Source organism: Flavobacterium amniphilum, from assembly GCF_023634845.1.
Lineage (GTDB): Bacteria > Bacteroidota > Bacteroidia > Flavobacteriales > Flavobacteriaceae > Flavobacterium > Flavobacterium amniphilum.
Genome location: NZ_JAMLJL010000004.1, coordinates 32,579 through 49,610 on the forward strand (window position 1 = coordinate 32,579; position 17,032 = coordinate 49,610).

General features: G+C 36.9%; 16 protein-coding genes and 1 tRNA gene. 14 read left to right on the plus strand and 3 right to left on the minus strand.

The window, feature by feature from the left end; genetic code table 11:
- Positions 1-11: 11 nt before the first annotated feature.
- Positions 12-467 (minus strand): DUF4442 domain-containing protein, encoded by a 456-nt coding sequence (locus NAT51_RS05715; RefSeq protein WP_250596356.1) that lies wholly within the window; start codon positions 465-467, stop codon positions 12-14.
- Positions 468-684: 217 nt separating this feature from the next.
- On the opposite strand from NAT51_RS05715, the gene NAT51_RS05720 reads away from it, so the two are divergent.
- The 7 genes from NAT51_RS05720 (at position 685) to NAT51_RS05750 (ending at position 7,409) form a co-directional block, all read left to right on the plus strand.
- A complete protein-coding gene (locus NAT51_RS05720) occupies positions 685-1,149 on the plus strand; it encodes a DUF4870 domain-containing protein (RefSeq protein WP_250596358.1) in 465 nt (154 codons plus the stop codon).
- A 94-nt stretch (positions 1,150-1,243) separates the two neighbouring features.
- On the plus strand, positions 1,244-1,573 hold the full coding sequence (locus tag NAT51_RS05725; RefSeq protein ID WP_250596359.1) for a PadR family transcriptional regulator: 330 nt from the start codon (positions 1,244-1,246) through the stop codon (positions 1,571-1,573).
- Positions 1,574-1,579: 6 nt separating this feature from the next.
- Positions 1,580-3,295 carry a PspC domain-containing protein gene (locus NAT51_RS05730; RefSeq protein ID WP_250596361.1) on the plus strand — a complete coding sequence of 572 codons (1,716 nt, stop codon included), beginning with the start codon at positions 1,580-1,582 and terminating at the stop codon, positions 3,293-3,295.
- A 5-nt stretch (positions 3,296-3,300) separates the two neighbouring features.
- Positions 3,301-4,620 carry a serine hydrolase domain-containing protein gene (locus NAT51_RS05735; RefSeq protein WP_250596368.1) on the plus strand — a complete coding sequence of 440 codons (1,320 nt, stop codon included), beginning with the start codon at positions 3,301-3,303 and terminating at the stop codon, positions 4,618-4,620.
- A 3-nt stretch (positions 4,621-4,623) separates the two neighbouring features.
- Positions 4,624-5,697, plus strand: coding sequence for a M23 family metallopeptidase (locus NAT51_RS05740; protein WP_250596369.1), 1,074 nt, complete (start codon positions 4,624-4,626; stop codon positions 5,695-5,697).
- A gap of 34 nt (positions 5,698-5,731) precedes the next feature.
- Positions 5,732-6,463: a head GIN domain-containing protein gene (locus NAT51_RS05745; protein WP_250596371.1), complete on the plus strand. Its 732-nt coding sequence runs from the start codon at positions 5,732-5,734 to the stop codon at positions 6,461-6,463.
- A 109-nt stretch (positions 6,464-6,572) separates the two neighbouring features.
- The gene (locus NAT51_RS05750) at positions 6,573-7,409 is read left to right on the plus strand and encodes a GIN domain-containing protein (protein WP_250596373.1); all 837 of its coding nucleotides are present in this window, start codon (positions 6,573-6,575) and stop codon (positions 7,407-7,409) included.
- Between the two features lie 56 nt (positions 7,410-7,465).
- On the opposite strand, the gene trxB is transcribed toward NAT51_RS05750, so the two are convergent.
- Positions 7,466-8,416: a thioredoxin-disulfide reductase gene (gene trxB, locus NAT51_RS05755; RefSeq protein ID WP_250596374.1), complete on the minus strand. Its 951-nt coding sequence runs from the start codon at positions 8,414-8,416 to the stop codon at positions 7,466-7,468.
- 163 nt (positions 8,417-8,579) lie between these two features.
- On the opposite strand from trxB, the gene NAT51_RS05760 reads away from it, so the two are divergent.
- The 6 genes from NAT51_RS05760 to scpA all read left to right on the plus strand — a co-directional run bounded on the left by NAT51_RS05760 (position 8,580) and on the right by scpA (position 14,293).
- A tRNA-Pro gene (locus NAT51_RS05760) sits at positions 8,580-8,654 on the plus strand.
- 670 nt (positions 8,655-9,324) lie between these two features.
- The gene (udk, locus tag NAT51_RS05765; RefSeq protein ID WP_250596375.1) at positions 9,325-9,933 is read left to right on the plus strand and encodes a uridine kinase; all 609 of its coding nucleotides are present in this window, start codon (positions 9,325-9,327) and stop codon (positions 9,931-9,933) included.
- Positions 9,934-9,937: 4 nt separating this feature from the next.
- The gene (locus tag NAT51_RS05770) at positions 9,938-10,276 is read left to right on the plus strand and encodes an FtsB family cell division protein (RefSeq protein WP_250596376.1); all 339 of its coding nucleotides are present in this window, start codon (positions 9,938-9,940) and stop codon (positions 10,274-10,276) included.
- Between the two features lie 51 nt (positions 10,277-10,327).
- The gene (locus tag NAT51_RS05775; protein WP_250596377.1) at positions 10,328-11,698 is read left to right on the plus strand and encodes a methylmalonyl-CoA mutase subunit beta; all 1,371 of its coding nucleotides are present in this window, start codon (positions 10,328-10,330) and stop codon (positions 11,696-11,698) included.
- A gap of 10 nt (positions 11,699-11,708) precedes the next feature.
- Positions 11,709-12,161 carry a hypothetical protein gene (locus NAT51_RS05780; RefSeq protein ID WP_250596379.1) on the plus strand — a complete coding sequence of 151 codons (453 nt, stop codon included), beginning with the start codon at positions 11,709-11,711 and terminating at the stop codon, positions 12,159-12,161.
- Positions 12,162-12,163: 2 nt separating this feature from the next.
- Positions 12,164-14,293, plus strand: a complete 2,130-nt coding sequence (gene scpA, locus NAT51_RS05785) for a methylmalonyl-CoA mutase (RefSeq protein WP_250596380.1) — start codon at positions 12,164-12,166, stop codon at positions 14,291-14,293.
- Between the two features lie 57 nt (positions 14,294-14,350).
- Here the strand turns inward: scpA and NAT51_RS05790 are convergent, their stop codons facing one another.
- Positions 14,351-15,295 (minus strand): MBL fold metallo-hydrolase, encoded by a 945-nt coding sequence (locus tag NAT51_RS05790; RefSeq protein WP_250596382.1) that lies wholly within the window; start codon positions 15,293-15,295, stop codon positions 14,351-14,353.
- Between the two features lie 240 nt (positions 15,296-15,535).
- Here NAT51_RS05790 and NAT51_RS05795 point away from each other — a divergent pair, with 240 nt between their 5' ends.
- Positions 15,536-16,636: an alpha/beta fold hydrolase gene (locus tag NAT51_RS05795; protein WP_250596384.1), complete on the plus strand. Its 1,101-nt coding sequence runs from the start codon at positions 15,536-15,538 to the stop codon at positions 16,634-16,636.
- Positions 16,637-17,032: the final 396 nt, after the last annotated feature.

A 17,032-nucleotide genomic window follows, 5' to 3' on the forward strand; every position in this document is an offset into this window, starting at 1 on the left:
CTTTTGCTTTCTTACTTTTTAATCCGGATTGTCCATTCAAATTCCAATACAGAAACTTGGTCGCCTTTTTCATCAATTCCTATGGATTTCATCCAGAAAGTCTGCCCTTCACCTGTGTCAATTGTTTTTTGGATTGCATCAGTAATCAAATGTCCATCAGTACAGGTAAATGTTAAACGCCCGGTTGCTTTTTTAGTAAAAGTTGCTTTGTTGTTCGCCACCAACATGGAAATATTCTGTTTACTCTTCTTAATATGCAACATTACTAATGCACCGGTAGACAATTCTGCCGCCATGGCCTGAACTGCAAAATACATCGAATTAAATGGATTTTGATTAAACCACCTGTGCTTTACAGATACCACACATTGGTTTTCATTGATCACTTTTGTCCGTACACCACACCAAAAAGCGGATGGTAGTTTAAAAAATAGGAAAGTATTTAATTTCGACGGTGTAAATTCCATAACATTAGATTTTTCGCTAATCTACAAAAAAATACTATGCATGCCTAATATTTTTAATTGTTAATATTTTGTTAAATTACACTACTTTGTTTTACATAATACCTTTTTTTAGATTTATCTTTGCATAAGAAATTAATAGTCTAAAGAAAGTATTATTGAGTTTCAATCATCAATCAAACGAATAGTAAACAAAATCATCAATTCAAAAAACAACGTCATGGAAGCATTAACAGTAAGAAACAACGAGAAAAATTTTGCAACACTTATCCATTTAAGTGCTTTAACAAAATACTTCATCCCTTTTGGAAATTTCATTTTACCAATCGTATTATGGGGAAGTAAAAAAGGAACATCAGAATTTATTGACCACAACGGAAAGCAAGCCATCAACTTTCAATTAAGCATGCTAACCTATTCATTAATTCTTTTGATAATTTCTGTACCGTCATTCATTTATGGATTAGTAAACAACGTAAATCTGGATGATAATAACAACGGAAGAGAAATCATCAGAAACATTGCAGAAGGAAACTTATCGAATGTAATCTTTATAGGTGTGGTTGCCGCTCTTATATATGGAATAATGAAAGTGGCCGAATTTTTCATCATCATCTATGAATCAATAAAAGCGAATAACGGCGAACAGGTTCAGTATCCGTTCACAATCAATTATTTGAAATAAAAATCAATCATCATCAATCATCATCAATCATCATCAATCATCATCAATCATCATCAATCAAAAAATGAACAGTTTAACAAAAAAATGAAATCCTATGAACATTGAGAACACAAAAGCTCAGATGCGTAAAGGAGTTTTAGAATTCTGCATCTTATCTGTTTTAAAAGAAAAAGACGCATATACCTCTGAAATACTTGACACACTGAAAAACGCAAAGTTGCTGGTAGTTGAAGGAACTGTGTATCCACTACTAACAAGATTAAAAAATGACGGACTTTTAACGTACCGTTGGGAAGAATCAACTTCGGGACCACCAAGAAAATATTATGGTTTAACCGAAGAAGGACAAGAATTTTTAAAAGAATTAAGCATAACCTGGAACGAACTTGCAGGTGCAGTAAACACAATAACTATACAAAACTAACGAGCCATGAATAAGACAGTAAATATGAATTTAGGTGGTTATTTCTTTCACATTGACGAAGACGCCTATCAAAAATTGAATCGCTACTTCGATGCCATCAAAAGATCTTTATCTGATGAAGCACGCGACGAAATCATGAGCGATATTGAAAGTAGAATTTCGGAACTGTTTTCAGAAAAACTGCAGAACAATAAACAAGTGCTTAGTTTAAGTGATGTAGACGATGTTATTGCAATCATGGGACAACCCGAAGATTACAAAATAGAAGATGAAAACAACGGAAACCAGGCAAATTATGCTTATTCAGGAACCGGACGCAGCAAAAAACTATACCGTGACAAAGATACCGGTATCGTTGCCGGGGTTTGTTCAGGTTTAGGACATTATTTCGGAGTAGATCCGGTTTGGATCAGAATCATCCTTGTATTATTGGTTTTTGCTGGTTTCGGAACAGGAATATTAGCTTATATCATCCTTTGGGCGGTTACTCCTGAAGCGGTAACAACAAGTGAAAAATTAGAAATGACAGGCGAACCGATTACTATTTCAAATATCGAGAAAAAAGTAAAGGAAGAATTTGAAGGCGTTTCTGAAAAATTTAAAAACGCCGACTATGGCCAAATGGGAAGCCATGTTAAAACAGGAGCCCAAAAGGTTGGAAGCTCAATCGGTGATATTCTTGTAACATTGATGAAAGTTTTCGCTAAAGCCGTAGGTGCTTTTATAGTATTGATTTCATCAGTAACAATCATCTCACTTTTAATCAGCTTATTCACATTAAGATCAACATCTTTTTCTGATGTGCCTTGGATTGAATATTTCAACTCATTCAATTACACTGACACTTCATTGTGGTTCATCGCTTTAATGTTCTTCTTAGCTATCGGAATTCCTTTCTTCTTCTTGTTATTACTTGGATTAAAAATTTTGGTAAACAACCTGAAATCAATCGGAAACATTGCTAAATACACTTTATTGGGAGTGTGGATCGTAGCCGTTGGAATCATCATCACTTTATCTGTAAGAACTGCAAGTGAAGTGGCATTTGATAACAAAGTTGTGGAAAAAGCCGTAATCAACATTACTCCGGCAGACACTTTGAAAGTTAAATTCGTACACAACGATTTTTACACAAAAGATATCAACCACAGAGATGAATTCAGATTAGTGGAAGATCAGGCAGGTCAGGAAAGTATTTACTCAAATGATGTAGATTTTGAAATAATGCCAACAGATGAAAAACAACCTTACGTTCAAATCGAGAAAAATGCTAACGGAAGTTCTTTCAGCGAAGCAAAAAAGAAAGCTGAAAAAATCAGATACAACTTCAAAATTGAAGGAAATCAGTTAATCTTAGACAACTATTTCTTAACTGAAGCAAAAAGCAAATACCGCGGCCAGGAAGTTACCATCTATCTTTATGTACCAAAAGGAACTTATTTGAAATTAGACGAGTCTGTTCAGGATTATGACGTATCTGATAACGATTTCTTTAACTTACACTACAGCTCTGACGATTATGTTTACAAAGTGGAAGAAGAAAAAGTAAAATGCTTAAACTGTCCGGCTGACGAAGACGAATGGGACGATACAGACCAAGAACACAAAATAATAATTGATGAAGATGGTGTAACCATTGAAAAAGATACAGTTATCTCTAATTCTAAAGAAATCAAGGAATTGAAAATCAACGAAGACGGTATCATCATCAAAACCAAATAAAAACCATGAAAGCATCAATCATCACATCAATAACAATCGGTCTAATCAGCCAACTGGGGTTTTCCCAAACTATTGACAAGCAAAAGCTGGATACTTATTTCAGCCAACTCGAATCAAATAATAAATTCATGGGAAGTGTTGCAGTGTCCCAAAACGGGACACTGCTTTACACCAAATCCATCGGATATACAGATGTAGAAAAAGCAGTAAAATCAAACGCAGATTCAAAGTTCAGAATTGGTTCAATTTCAAAAATGTTTACTTCGGTACTAATTTTAAAAGCAGCCGAAGAAAACAAAATCAGTCTTAACCAAACCATCGACAAGTATTTTCCGGCTATCACAAATGCCAATAAAATCACAATTACCAATTTATTATCACATCGTAGCGGAATTCACAATTTTACCAGTGACGAAACGTATCTGACGTGGAATACAAAACCAAAAACAAGAGAAGAATTGGTAGATTTAATCACTAAAGGCGGAAGTGATTTTGAACCGGACAGCAAATCAAGTTACAGTAACTCCAACTTTGTTTTATTGACTGTCATTTTGGAAAAAATGTACAACAAACCATACGCAAAGTTATTGGAAACAAAAATCATTCAGCCGTTGGGTTTAAAAAATACATTCTTCGGTGGAGCAATTGACACAAAGAAAAATGAGGCTAATTCATATGACTTTGAAAACAAATGGAACAAAGAAACTGAAACTGATATGTCAATTCCATTGGGAGCCGGTGCAATCGTTTCGACTCCGTCAGATTTAACAAAATTCGGTGAAGCACTTTTCAACGGAAAATTGATTTCAGCGCAAAGTCTGGAGGAAATGAAAACTTTAAGAGACAAATACGGCTTAGGTTTGTTTAGCATTCCTTTACTTGAGAAAAAAGGTTACGGTCACTCAGGAAGTATTGATGGTTTCAAGTCACATTTAACGTATTTTCCTGATGAAAAAATTACTGTGGCTATTACTTCAAATGGTGAAAATTACGACAGTAAAAATATTGTGACCACTTTAACAAAAGCTGCTTATAAACAGGAATTTGAAGTTCCGGATTTTAAAGCCTACAAAGTAGAATCAAAAGATTTAGATCAATATTTAGGAACATATGCTACAACTGAAATTCCTTTAAAACTGACAATAACAAAAGAAGGAACTGTATTATTTGCTCAGGGAACCGGACAACCTTCATTTCCGCTTGACGCCACAGGTAAACACAAATTTACTTTTGACAAAGTTGGAGTTGTGATGGAATTCAACCCGGAAACCAAAACATTATTACTAATACAAAGAGGAAAAGAACTAAAATTCACAAAAGAATAATAAATGAAAATCATCAATCAAATCAATCAATCAATTTCTTTATTTATCTTATTTTCAGGGATGACGGTATTGGCTCAGGAAAACATCAAAATAACACACAAACCTGAACAGCCATTAATCGAAAAAGTTAATAATTTACAAGTAGCCAACTTCGATTTCATTATTGAAAACACATCAAAGGATACTTTAAAATTAACTAAACTGGAAGTACGTCATTTTGACCAAAACAATGTGTTGGTACAGCAAAAATTCTTAGACAATAACGGAACAGCTCCAAGTATAAAAACCATTCCTTCAACCGAATGGAACGGAGTTTCGAGAAAATTAATCTTCAATCCGTTCCCGGAACTGAATGAAGTTACAACCCGACTGGAATACATCTTTACGTTCAATGACTCTATCGAAATCAAACAAACCATAAACCCTAAGGCATACAATCAAACCAAAGATTTCATCTTACCATTAAAAGAGAAACTACTGGTTTACGACGGTCACGATTTCAATTCGCATCACCGCCGTTTTGATTACGAGTTCGATTTCATTAAACAATTGGGGTTTTCAGCTAATTTCATGCGTTATGCTTATGATTTTGCAATTGTAAACAACGAAAACAAGCAGTTTACCGGTAAAGGAGAAAACAATTCGGATTGGTTTGGTTTTGGCAAAGAAGTAATTGCTGTTGCCGATGGTGAAGTAATTGCAGTTGAAACATTACAGGCCGATGACAAAAATTTTGATGTTCCTTCCCTTAAAAACAATCCGTTAGCGCTTTACGGAAATTATGTGGTAATCAAACACACTGACAATGTTTTAAGCATGTATGCACATCTGAAAAACAAAAGTTCAGAGCATTTAAAACCGGGAACAAAAGTGAAACAAGGACACAAAATAGGACAAATCGGAACATCGGGAAGTTCATTCTTTCCACACCTTCATTTTGAAGTCCGAAACGGTATAACGCATCAAGCAGAGGGAATTCCGTCATATTTCAACAATTATTCACTATTTTTAGGCTCAACAAAAAAAGAAATAAAAAAAGGAACAGTAAACACTGGGGACATTTTACAATCTAAATAAAAAACAAACTAATAAACTGATTATGATAAAATTAATGATTCACGTAGTAAAAATAGTAATTGCAACCGTAATTGCTCTGTTATTCGGATCGTGCAAATTTGACGCAAGTGATTTGGGTAAAAGTATCACAGGAAGTGGTAATGTGGTATCAAAAGACAGAAATATAAGCGACTTTACAAAAGTCGAAGTAGAAAAAGGACTGGATTGCGAAATCGTACAATCCAAAACATTCAGGGTTGTTGTCGAAGCCGATGACAACTTACAGGAAGGCATCGTTACCCAGGCATTGAACGGAACATTGACCATTACATCGAAATACAACCGTTATAAAAATGTAAAAGCAAAAACAGTAAAGGTTTTCATGCCAATAATTGAAGTTCTTGAAACAACCAGTGGATCAAGTTTAAAAACAATCGGAGTTATTAAAGCTAACAATATCCATTTGAAATCAAGCAGCGGAAGCTCCCTTGATGCCGAAGTAGAATCTGAAAAAGTAACATTGGAATCTACAAGCGGAAGTGACCTAAATGCTTCAGGAAAAGCAATTTCATTGATTACATTATCTTCAAGCGGTAGTTCTATCGACGCTAAAAAACTATTGGCAAATGATGTAAATTCACAATCGTCAAGTGGAAGCAGCACTGATGTAAATCCAATCTTAAAGTTAAATGCACAGGCTTCGGGCGGTTCAAGCATTGAATATTTCAATACCCCAAAACAAATCTCAAAACAGATTTCATCAGGAGGAAGTGTTTCAGCCGACTAAAAAACATACAATATTTCATTTCACAAAAATCATTCGCATCACGCGGATGATTTTTTTATATTTGTGCTAGACAAAAGAATTTGAAGAACAAATAAAACATATATACCCAATGAAAAAAATTACTTTTTTAGCATTAGCCCTACTTTGGACTACACTAACATTTGCACAGAAAAAGGAGAAAGTAAAAGGAACCAAACTGGTGACTGTTGAAAAAAGTGACATTGGGAATTTCGACCAACTTGAAATTGAAGACAATGTGGAAGTTCTTTTAATCAAAGGAGACAGAAACGCCATCGAGGTTGAAGCCGATGATAATTTACACGCAACCATCAACAAACAAATTTACGGAAGCACATTGCGCATCAATACAAACAAAGAAGTTTCTTCATTTAAAAAATTTGAAATCCGCGTATTTTACAATGACAGTTTAAAATTAATTTCGGTAAAACATGAAGCCAAATTAAACTGCATGCAGGAATTGAAATTACCTTCAATAACCATTAAAACATACGATTATTCAAAATCGTTCCTGAATGTCAGTTCGCCTAACTTTGCCATTATTGCAACCGATAAGTCAAAAGTTGAATTGAACCTGAAAGGAGGAGACGATTCTTCTATCGAAATGAATAAAAATGCTGAAATCAAAGCACTCATTTCTTCCAATAAGGTAAAACTGGATATGTACCAGAAAGCAGAAGCCAATATTGAAGGAGACGCCAGTGATATGAAGATGCGTTTGGACAACAACAGTAAATTCATCGGTAAAAACTTAACGGCTAAAACCTTAATGATAACTGCCGAAAGTTATTCAAATGCTCAGGTACGCGCTAAAGACAATCTATCCATATCGGCTTCAGGAAAATCCGAAGTCTACATTTTTGGTGATCCGAAAATAGAAGTTAAAAAGTTCGCTGAAGACGCTACCTTGTACAAGAAATCAAAATAATACCCATAAAAAAACCAGCTTGAAAGCTGGTTTTTTTTATCTATAACCTAAAATTATCAATGACCTTTAGCAGCTAAATATCTTTCAGCATCCAAAGCAGCCATACATCCCGTTCCTGCAGCAGTAATCGCCTGACGGTATACATGATCAGCAGCATCACCTCCCACAAATACACCCGGAACATTGGTTTTTGCCGTACCCGGTTCGTTAACGATATATCCGGTTTCATCTAATGTAAGGTAATCTTTAAAAATATCTGTGTTTGGTTTATGACCGATAGCCACAAAGAAACCGGTTGCAGGAATATCAATCAATTCACCTGTTGCTTTATTTTTGGCACGCACTCCTGTTACAACGTTCCCGTCTCCTAAAACTTCTTCAGTTTCAGTGTGCATCAAAATTTCAATGTTTTCTGTTTTACGAACACGGTCTTCCATGATTTTTGAAGCTCTGAATTGCTCACTACGAACAAGCATTGTCACTTTTTTACACATTTTAGCTAAATAATGTGCTTCTTCACAGGCACTGTCTCCTGCTCCAACGATCACTACCTCCTGGTTTCTGTAAAAGAATCCGTCACATACTGCACAGGCAGAAACACCTCCACCCATATTCAGGTAATGTTGTTCAGAAGGCAATCCTAAATATTTTGCCGATGCACCTGTAGAAATAATTACTGTTTCACAGTGCAATTCAATTGAATCATTAATCCATACTTTATGGATATCACCCGAAAAATCAACTTTTGTAGCCCAACCGTCACGTACATCTGTTCCGAAACGCTTTGCCTGCGCTTCTAATTGCACCATCATTTCCGGACCGGTAACTCCGTCAGGATAACCCGGAAAGTTTTCCACTTCATTTGTTGTTGTTAATTGTCCGCCCGGTTGTGTTCCTTGGTATAAAACCGGATTCATACTGGCTCTGGCTGCGTAAATTGCTGCAGTATACCCTGCAGGTCCAGAACCTATAATAAGACATTTTATCTTTTCAATTGAGTTTGACATAACATGTAATTTTTGTGGGTCAAAAATACTTAATTTATAACCGAAAAACCGAAACCAGGATTACACTTTTCAATAGTTTTATAAACAATTTTGATAATCCCTTCAAAAAAAAATTAAAAACACTTTTTTTACTAAAAAAACTTCTTATATTTGCACCCGCTTTCGGGGTGTAGCGTAGCCCGGTCATCGCGCCTGGTTTGGGACCAGGAGGTCGCAGGTTCGAATCCTGCCACCCCGACGAAAGTAAATCCTCTTTGTTCTGCAAAGAGGATTTTTTTATTTAAAAAATACCTGAACCCGTTCAAAGGTATTTTTAAATAAAAAAAGACTGCGGGTTTGCAAAACCAGTTAAGGATTTACTTTCAGCAACAAACCCAAAATCAGGATATCTAATCCTGCTCTCTCAATTCAAAATATTCTTAAATAAAAAAACGACGGTTTTGCAAAAACCGGAAAGGCTTTACTTTCAGCAACAAACCCCTAATCAAGATATCCAATCCTGCTTTTACAACCCAAAACATTTCCAGATAAAAAAGCCGACGGCTTTGTAAAAACCGAAAAGGATTTACTTTCAGGAGCAAATCTCTTTCAGAATATCTAATCCTGCCTTAACTCTCAAAAAATATCCACGAGCAAAAAGGCTGTAGATTTAAAACCCAGTTATGGATTTACTTCCTGAAGCAAAGCCACAATTTATTCTCATCCATTCCAAAATATCACTCAAAAGAATAAAGCAAAAAAGCATCAATAGCGATCTCAGGATTCATAACTCTGCTTTCTTCGGCAAAAAACTGTTCAAAACAGCAAACTTTTCCGGCTTTTGAATACTTCTCAAAAAACATTACGGCAAACAAAAATATCTCTAAAATAATTTCCTATTTTTGCCATTTAGATTCAACAAAATTCATATGTTAATTATTGGTATTGCAGGGGGCACGGGCTCAGGAAAAACAACGGTTGTTCATCAAATTATGAATGAACTGCCAGAAACTGAAGTAGGGATTATTTCACAGGATCATTATTACAAGGAGACCAGTGATTTATCTTTGGAAGAACGTACAAAAATTAATTTTGACCATCCCCGCTCAATAGATTTTGAACTTTTAGTACAACACTTAAAAGACTTAAAAAACGAAAAAGCTATTGACCAACCGGTGTATTCTTTCGTAAAACACAACCGTACTGGTGACACTATCCATACTTTACCAAGAAAAGTAATGATCGTGGAAGGCATTCTGATCCTGACTAATCCTGAATTGAGGGAGATGTTTGATATCAAAATTTACGTACATGCCGATTCAGATGAAAGACTGATCAGAAGATTAAAACGTGATATCGCAGAACGCGGACGTGATATGGAAGAAGTTTTAAACCGTTACCAAACTACTTTAAAGCCAATGCATGAGCAATTCATTGAACCTACAAAAGCATACGCAGATATCATCATCCCCAACGACAAATACAATACGGTTGCAATCGACGTGGTACGTGCGGTTATCAATCAGAAAATAGCTTAACTTTATGAAAGAAAGAGTCACTAACTTTTTAGCAGAACATAACTGGCTGAAATTTTTGGGAAATAAATATTTCCTGGTGACTTTATTTTTTATCATCTGGATGTTGTTCCTTGACAACTATTCTTATCTGGATCACCGGATCTTAAATAAAGACATTGAAGAATTAAAGGACAACAAAGCTTATTATCAGGATGAAATCAGAAAGGACAAAGAGCAGATTAAAAAGCTAAAAAGTCCGAACGAAATTGAAAAATATGCGCGTGAAAAATATTATATGAAGCGCGAAAAAGAAGATATTTACATAATAGAATTTGAAGGGGATTCCATCGAGGAAGCCCAATAAAAAACATACAAAACCGACGCAGTTCAGGGATTGTATTTGGAATTTCAAGTCATGAAAGAAAAACTATTCAACGAATTCAGTGCCGTTTCATCCAAACAATGGAAACAACAGATCCAATATGAACTGAAAGGTGCTGATTACAACGAAACACTGGTTTGGGAAAGTCCGGAAGGAATCAAGGTAAAACCATTTTACCACCGTGATGAGGATAATATCATCAAAACATCTTCAAACCAAAACCATGCCTTCAAAATTGTTCAGAATATTTTTGTCTTTGACTTGGAGAAATCCATTAAGAAAGCAAACAATTCGTTAAGCCGTGGAGCAGAAAGCATCCGTTTCACAATTGAAAACGATTCGGTTGACATTCAAAAGCTACTTGGCGAAATTGACATCAAAAATCACACAGTTTATCTTAATCTTAAATTTCTTTCGGCTGAATTTCTTAAAAAAGTAAATCAGATTGCCAAAGAAAAAGACACACTGATGTATTGTTTGATTGATCCGATACATCAATTGGCTTTTGACGGAAATTGGTACAAAGCTGAAGAAAAAGACAATTTCGAATCACTTTCGTCACTAATTACCGGATGTCAAAACATAAGTTTTATCAACATTAATAGTTCTTTATACCAAAATGCAGGTGCGAACATGGTTCAGCAATTGGCTTATACGCTGGCGCATGCAAATGAATATTTCAACACAATAGAGAATTACACCCAACCTATTACGATTGAAGTTGCCGTAGGAACCAATTACTTTTTCGAAATAGCCAAAATCAGGGCATTGCGTCAATTATTCAAAACCTTGGCATCCGAATACAATTTTACAGGAGAACTTCATATAATCGCCACTCCTACCCGACGCAACAAAACGTTATATGATTACAACGTAAACATGCTCCGTACCACAACCGAGTGCATGAGTGCCATTTTAGGAGGTGCCGATGCCGTTGCAAATCTGGCTTATGATGCACTTTACCACAAAGACAACGAATTCGGAGACAGGATTTCAAGAAATCAATTATTGGTTTTAAAACACGAAAGCTATTTTGATATCGTACAAAATGCTTCGGACGGAGCTTACTATATCGAAAACCTGACTTCCCAATTAGCTGAAAAAGCATTAATTCTGTTCAAAGACATTGAAGCGAATGGCGGTTTGCTAAAACAACTGAAAGAAGGAACCATCCAAAAGAAAATACAGGAAAGCGCACAAAAAGAACAGGAATTATTCGATTCCGGAAAGGAAATTTTATTGGGAACCAACAAATATCCTAACAAAAACGATCATATGTCAGGTGATTTGGAATTGTATCCTTTCGTAAAAATCAATCCGAGAAAAACATTAATCACACCGGTAATCGAAAAACGATTAGCGGAAAAAATGGAGCAGGAAAGACTTGCTTCGGAAAACCAATAAACAACCAACCATGAAAAAACTACTGTCACTTGCCTTACTATTGCTTTCACTAACGGTTTTTAGCCAAACCAGAAAACTGGAAGCCACGCACAAAGAAAACGGAAAAGCATTTACGTTCACTGAAGGCCAAAGAGTAAAAGTAACCACGAGTGACCGTAAAAAATTAGTGGGGGTTTTAGTGATAAAAGATGCTCAGACACTTAATATTGAGGACACCGACATTAAAATTGAAAACTTAAGCAGTATCAAATTCTTTCCTAAAAAAGGACGTACTGCCAAAAACATTTTATTCGGGGTTGGTGCCGCTTTATTAGCGACATCCGGAGTTTTGGCAGCCGATAACAACGGAGCTGCCTTTACAACATTTGCAGGAGGAACCACTTCAATTGTTGTAGGTGCATTGGTTAACAACAAACATAAAACACTGATTCACCGTCATTATTTATATAAGATTGTAGAATAGTAATGAGAAAAAACATTCAACATATTACTTTGGAAAATTCCAAAGATCAAACTTCAAATTCCAACAATCAGGACCTAAACTTTCTGACTGCAGAAGGCATTGAAGTTAAACCGAATTATTCTGAAGCTGATTTAGAAGGTTTGGAACATTTGGATTTCGGAGCAGGATTTGCACCAAATTTACGAGGCCCATACGCTACCATGTACGTACGCCGTCCCTGGACCATCCGTCAGTATGCCGGTTTCTCGACCGCTGAAGAAAGTAATGCTTTTTACCGCCGTAATCTGGCTGCCGGACAAAAAGGTTTATCGGTTGCTTTCGACTTAGCCACGCACCGCGGTTACGATTCAGATCACGAAAGAGTTGTGGGTGACGTAGGAAAAGCCGGAGTGGCAATCGATTCGGTTGAGGATATGAAAATCCTTTTTGACCAAATCCCTTTAGGCGAAATGTCAGTTTCGATGACCATGAACGGTGCCGTTTTACCCATCATGGCCTTTTATATTGTTGCTGCCGAAGAACAGGGAGTAGCACCCGGTTTATTATCGGGAACCATCCAAAATGACATTCTGAAGGAGTTCATGGTGCGTAATACTTATATTTATCCGCCAACACCTTCCATGAAAATCATTGCTGATATTTTTGAATACACCAGTAATTTCATGCCAAAGTTCAACTCGATTTCCATTTCAGGTTACCATATGCAGGAAGCCGGTGCCACAGCCGATATTGAATTAGCTTACACCCTTGCCGACGGTTTGGAATACATCCGTACCGGATTAGCAGCGGGGATGGATGTTGATACTTTTGCTCCAAGACTTTCGTTCTTCTGGGCGATTGGAATGAACCATTTCATGGAGATTGCCAAAATGAGAGCCGGACGTATGCTTTGGGCCAAACTATTGAAACAGTTTGAACCGAAAGATGAAAAATCATTAGCATTGCGTACCCACTGTCAAACATCTGGATGGAGTTTAACCGAGCAGGATCCGTTCAATAATGTAGCACGAACTGCCATTGAAGCGACAGCTGCAGCATTTGGGGGAACCCAATCATTACATACTAATGCTTTGGACGAGGCCATTGCCTTACCTACCGACTTCTCAGCACGTATTGCCCGTAATACCCAAATCTTCTTACAGGAAGAAACCAAAATCTGCAAAACGGTTGACCCTTGGGCCGGTAGTTATTATGTAGAAAGCTTAACAGCCGAAATCGCTGAAAAAGCTTGGGCTCTAATTGAAGAAGTGGAAGCATTGGGTGGTATGACCAAAGCTATTGAAGCCGGAATTCCGAAACTAAGAATTGAAGAAGCGGCAGCAAGAAAACAAGCCCGTATTGACAGTGGACAAGACATTATTGTAGGGGTGAACAAATACCGATTGGAGAAAGAAGATCCGTTGCATATTTTAGAAGTAGACAACCAAACCGTACGTAAACAACAAATCGAACGTTTGGATAACATAAAAGCATCCCGTGACAATGCCAAAGTACAGGAGTGTTTAGCCAAGCTGACCGCCTGTGCCAAAGGTGAAGCCGGGAACTTATTGGATTTAGCAGTAAATGCCGCACGTAACAGAGCCACTTTAGGTGAGATCAGTGATGCATTGGAAACTGTTTTCGGGAGATACAAAGCACAAATCAGAAGTTTTAGCGGCGTGTACAGTAAAGAAATCAAGAATGACGAAAGCTTTGAAAAAGCAAAACAATTAGCAGACGAGTTTGCTAAGAAAGAAGGACGACGTCCCCGTATCATGATTGCCAAAATGGGTCAGGACGGACATGACCGTGGCGCCAAAGTAGTGGCTACCGGTTATGCCGACGTAGGATTCGACGTAGACATTGGGCCCTTGTTCCAGACGCCTGCCGAAGCAGCCAAACAAGCGGTAGAAAACGACGTACACATTTTAGGTGTATCTTCATTAGCAGCCGGACACAAAACATTGGTACCGCAAGTGATTGAAGAACTTAAGAAATATGGCCGTGAAGACATCATGGTGATTGTGGGCGGTGTAATCCCGGCGCAGGATTACCAGTATTTATTCGATGCAGGAGCGGTAGCGGTTTTCGGACCGGGCACCAAGATCAGTGAAGCAGCCATTACTATTTTGAAAGTACTGATTGAAGATTAATTCAATACGATCATAAAATAAACAAAACCAGCCTTGAGGCTGGTTTTGTATTTAAAGTTAATTGGAAAATTCATTAGTAAACTCTTCCAGGATCATTTCGACATCGTCTTCATTATATTTTCGGGAGAAATGAACCGGAATAGCATTTTGAACATTGCATTTTTTCATAACCCGGGCCGATTCAAGTGAATAACTGTGGAAATTCTGTTGGGCCTGTTCTTTATCTTCCGCTTTATAAAAACTTTCTATATATACCGTATTGCAGTTTTCAAACACTTTTGTGATGGCTGCATGATTATCCTGATGAGCAGCATGATCCATAATAACCCCAAGACTATCTCCTTTTTTTATCTCCAGTAAATGGTACAGATCTTTAGCTTTGAATTCGTTGGCATCAATTTTAATTACGGTATCGTCCTGTTTAGCCATAAAGGCATTCTTCAGTTCATTTACCCAGGCACCTCCTTTAAAATCAGACTTATTAAGATCAATTTTTACGGTATCCCTTTCTTTAAAAAGATAAGCGACCGAACTCGTTTTATGATCCAACTGCACAAATTCAACCGTGAATTTATCATTACTGTATAAACAGTCGAGTTCCTTTGTAAGCGGTGTAATTTCCCATGAAGCCGGTTTTATTTCGGAGCAAACAATGGAATTATCTTCTTTAATTTCCCTAACCTCATATAGGATAGCATCATCACTGATCAAATTCCATTGATAAGCCTGTATTTTTGACTGGACTTGTTTAGTAATTCCGGCAGGTCCGCAGATAATTACCCTTCTTTGGATACCAATCTGGTGTCTTAAAATCGTATCAAAGTTGGCAAAATGATCAATATGTGTATGACTTATGAAAACAGCTTCGGTGTTTTGACATTCCTTTACTGTTAGTTCACTGGCATCCCCACACTCACAAATAAAATTATAGGAATAATTATCGGGTTTAATCAAGAGACAGATATCCTCTCCTCTTTTACTTTTTATTTCGGATGTAAACATTTTTCAAATCAATAATTAAATATTACAATCAGTCACTGTCCATAAATTGGCAGAAAAAATACTTTCCCACCCCCTTTTAAACAACTTCCGATAAGCCTTACAAATGTAATTTTTTATAGTTTCATATTAAACCTTCATATTCTTATATCCGGTCAGTACTTTTTATAAATTATTTCCTACAAAAAATACAACAAAAGCACTACTTTTGCATCTATTTTCAAAATATCAAACTAAACCTACATGAAAACTAAAATTACTCCCAGGTCAAATGCTTTATTCTTCGGTAAAGTATTCCAAATTACATTACTGCTTGTCACCTTTTCCGTAACCTCCCAGAAAGCCAGCCAACCTATTGAAAACATAGTAAAAGAAGGCCGGATAGAAGAAGAACGGTTTATCACCATCAACGGAATCGAGCAATGGGTAACCATCAAAGGCGAAAGATCCAAACCGGCCATATTATTCCTGCATGGCGGACCGGGAAGCCCTATCAGTCCGTATTCCCATATTTTATACGGACCATTGGAAAAAGATTTCATCATCATACAATGGGACCAAAGAGGCGCCGGGAGAACTTATGGACGTATAGCTCCGGCCGAATTAACCCCAGCCTATTTAAAAGCAAACCCTTTGACAGTTGACCAAATCACCAATGACGGGATTGCACTTACCGAATACCTGACCCAATACCTTGGCAAACAAAAAATAACACTATTCGGGACATCGTGGGGTTCTGTTCCGGGAGTAAGAATGGCGGCTAAACGTCCGGATTTATTTACTGCCTATGTGGGCCATTCCCAAGTTGTGAACGAAACAGGCAATGATGTTACGACCTATCTGAAAGTAACCGATATGGCACAGGAAGCAAATGATCAGGAATCGTTGGAAATCCTGAAAACAATTGGCCCACCCCCTTACAGTCAGGCGAAAAATACCGGTATATTTTACCGTGTTATCAAAAAATACGAAAGAAAAAATGCTGTTCCTGCCCCCGATTACTGGTTTATACTTGCCCCGGATTACGACAATAGCAAAGACAAACAAAACAGTGCCGACGGTGATGATTACTCTTTTGTCAATTTTGCAGGCGACAGCAAACTGGGCGTTCAACCGATGAGTGTTACCATTAACAATATTAGGGATTATACAGATTTCAAAATACCCGTTTATTTCATTCAGGGAGAAGAAGACATTTTAACTCCGGCAGAAAGTACCAAAACCTATTTTGAAAAAATCAGCGCACCTAAGAAAAAATATATTGAGCTGGCGAAAACAGCACACGGTTTTAATCAGGCTGTACTTGATGCCCAGTACCAACTCTTCAGAACCATCAACCGATAATACAAAATAAACAGTAAAACATTCAATATCAATACTTTTTAGTATATTAGGGGTTCTAAAATCAAAGACAACAAACTTAAAGCCCGGCCGTTTAACCTTTAAACGCGTCGGGTTTGTCTATTAAAATCAGCCGAAATCTTTATAGGCCACAAAAAAGTACTCAGTTCATAGAACAAAGTCCCTTCCGTATAAAACAAAGTCACCTACACATAAAACAAATTCCCTTCCATATAAAACAAAATCACCTATCCACAAAACAAAGTCACTTCCATATAAAACAAAGTCCCCTACCCATAAAACAAAGTCACTTCCATATAAAACAAATTCACCTACTCATAAAACAAAGTCCCTTCTGTATAAAACAAAGTCCCTTCCGCATAAAACAACTTAGGCAAT

Excerpts from the sequence above, each read along its gene's own strand:
- NAT51_RS05775 (WP_250596377.1), top strand. The coding sequence starts at position 10,328 with ATGAAAGAAAAACTATTCAACGAATTCAGTGCCGTTTCATCCAAACAA.
- NAT51_RS05795 (WP_250596384.1), top strand. The coding sequence starts at position 15,536 with ATGAAAACTAAAATTACTCCCAGGTCAAATGCTTTATTCTTCGGTAAA.
- NAT51_RS05735 (WP_250596368.1), top strand. The coding sequence starts at position 3,301 with ATGAAAGCATCAATCATCACATCAATAACAATCGGTCTAATCAGCCAA.
- trxB (WP_250596374.1), bottom strand. The coding sequence starts at position 8,416 with ATGTCAAACTCAATTGAAAAGATAAAATGTCTTATTATAGGTTCTGGA.
- NAT51_RS05770 (WP_250596376.1), top strand. The coding sequence starts at position 9,938 with ATGAAAGAAAGAGTCACTAACTTTTTAGCAGAACATAACTGGCTGAAA.
- scpA (WP_250596380.1), top strand. The coding sequence starts at position 12,164 with ATGAGAAAAAACATTCAACATATTACTTTGGAAAATTCCAAAGATCAA.
- NAT51_RS05745 (WP_250596371.1), top strand. The coding sequence starts at position 5,732 with ATGATTCACGTAGTAAAAATAGTAATTGCAACCGTAATTGCTCTGTTA.
- NAT51_RS05715 (WP_250596356.1), bottom strand. The coding sequence starts at position 467 with ATGGAATTTACACCGTCGAAATTAAATACTTTCCTATTTTTTAAACTA.
- NAT51_RS05720 (WP_250596358.1), top strand. The coding sequence starts at position 685 with ATGGAAGCATTAACAGTAAGAAACAACGAGAAAAATTTTGCAACACTT.
- NAT51_RS05740 (WP_250596369.1), top strand. The coding sequence starts at position 4,624 with ATGAAAATCATCAATCAAATCAATCAATCAATTTCTTTATTTATCTTA.
- NAT51_RS05750 (WP_250596373.1), top strand. The coding sequence starts at position 6,573 with ATGAAAAAAATTACTTTTTTAGCATTAGCCCTACTTTGGACTACACTA.
- NAT51_RS05730 (WP_250596361.1), top strand. The coding sequence starts at position 1,580 with ATGAATAAGACAGTAAATATGAATTTAGGTGGTTATTTCTTTCACATT.
- NAT51_RS05780 (WP_250596379.1), top strand. The coding sequence starts at position 11,709 with ATGAAAAAACTACTGTCACTTGCCTTACTATTGCTTTCACTAACGGTT.
- NAT51_RS05725 (WP_250596359.1), top strand. The coding sequence starts at position 1,244 with ATGAACATTGAGAACACAAAAGCTCAGATGCGTAAAGGAGTTTTAGAA.
- NAT51_RS05790 (WP_250596382.1), bottom strand. The coding sequence starts at position 15,295 with ATGTTTACATCCGAAATAAAAAGTAAAAGAGGAGAGGATATCTGTCTC.
- udk (WP_250596375.1), top strand. The coding sequence starts at position 9,325 with ATGTTAATTATTGGTATTGCAGGGGGCACGGGCTCAGGAAAAACAACG.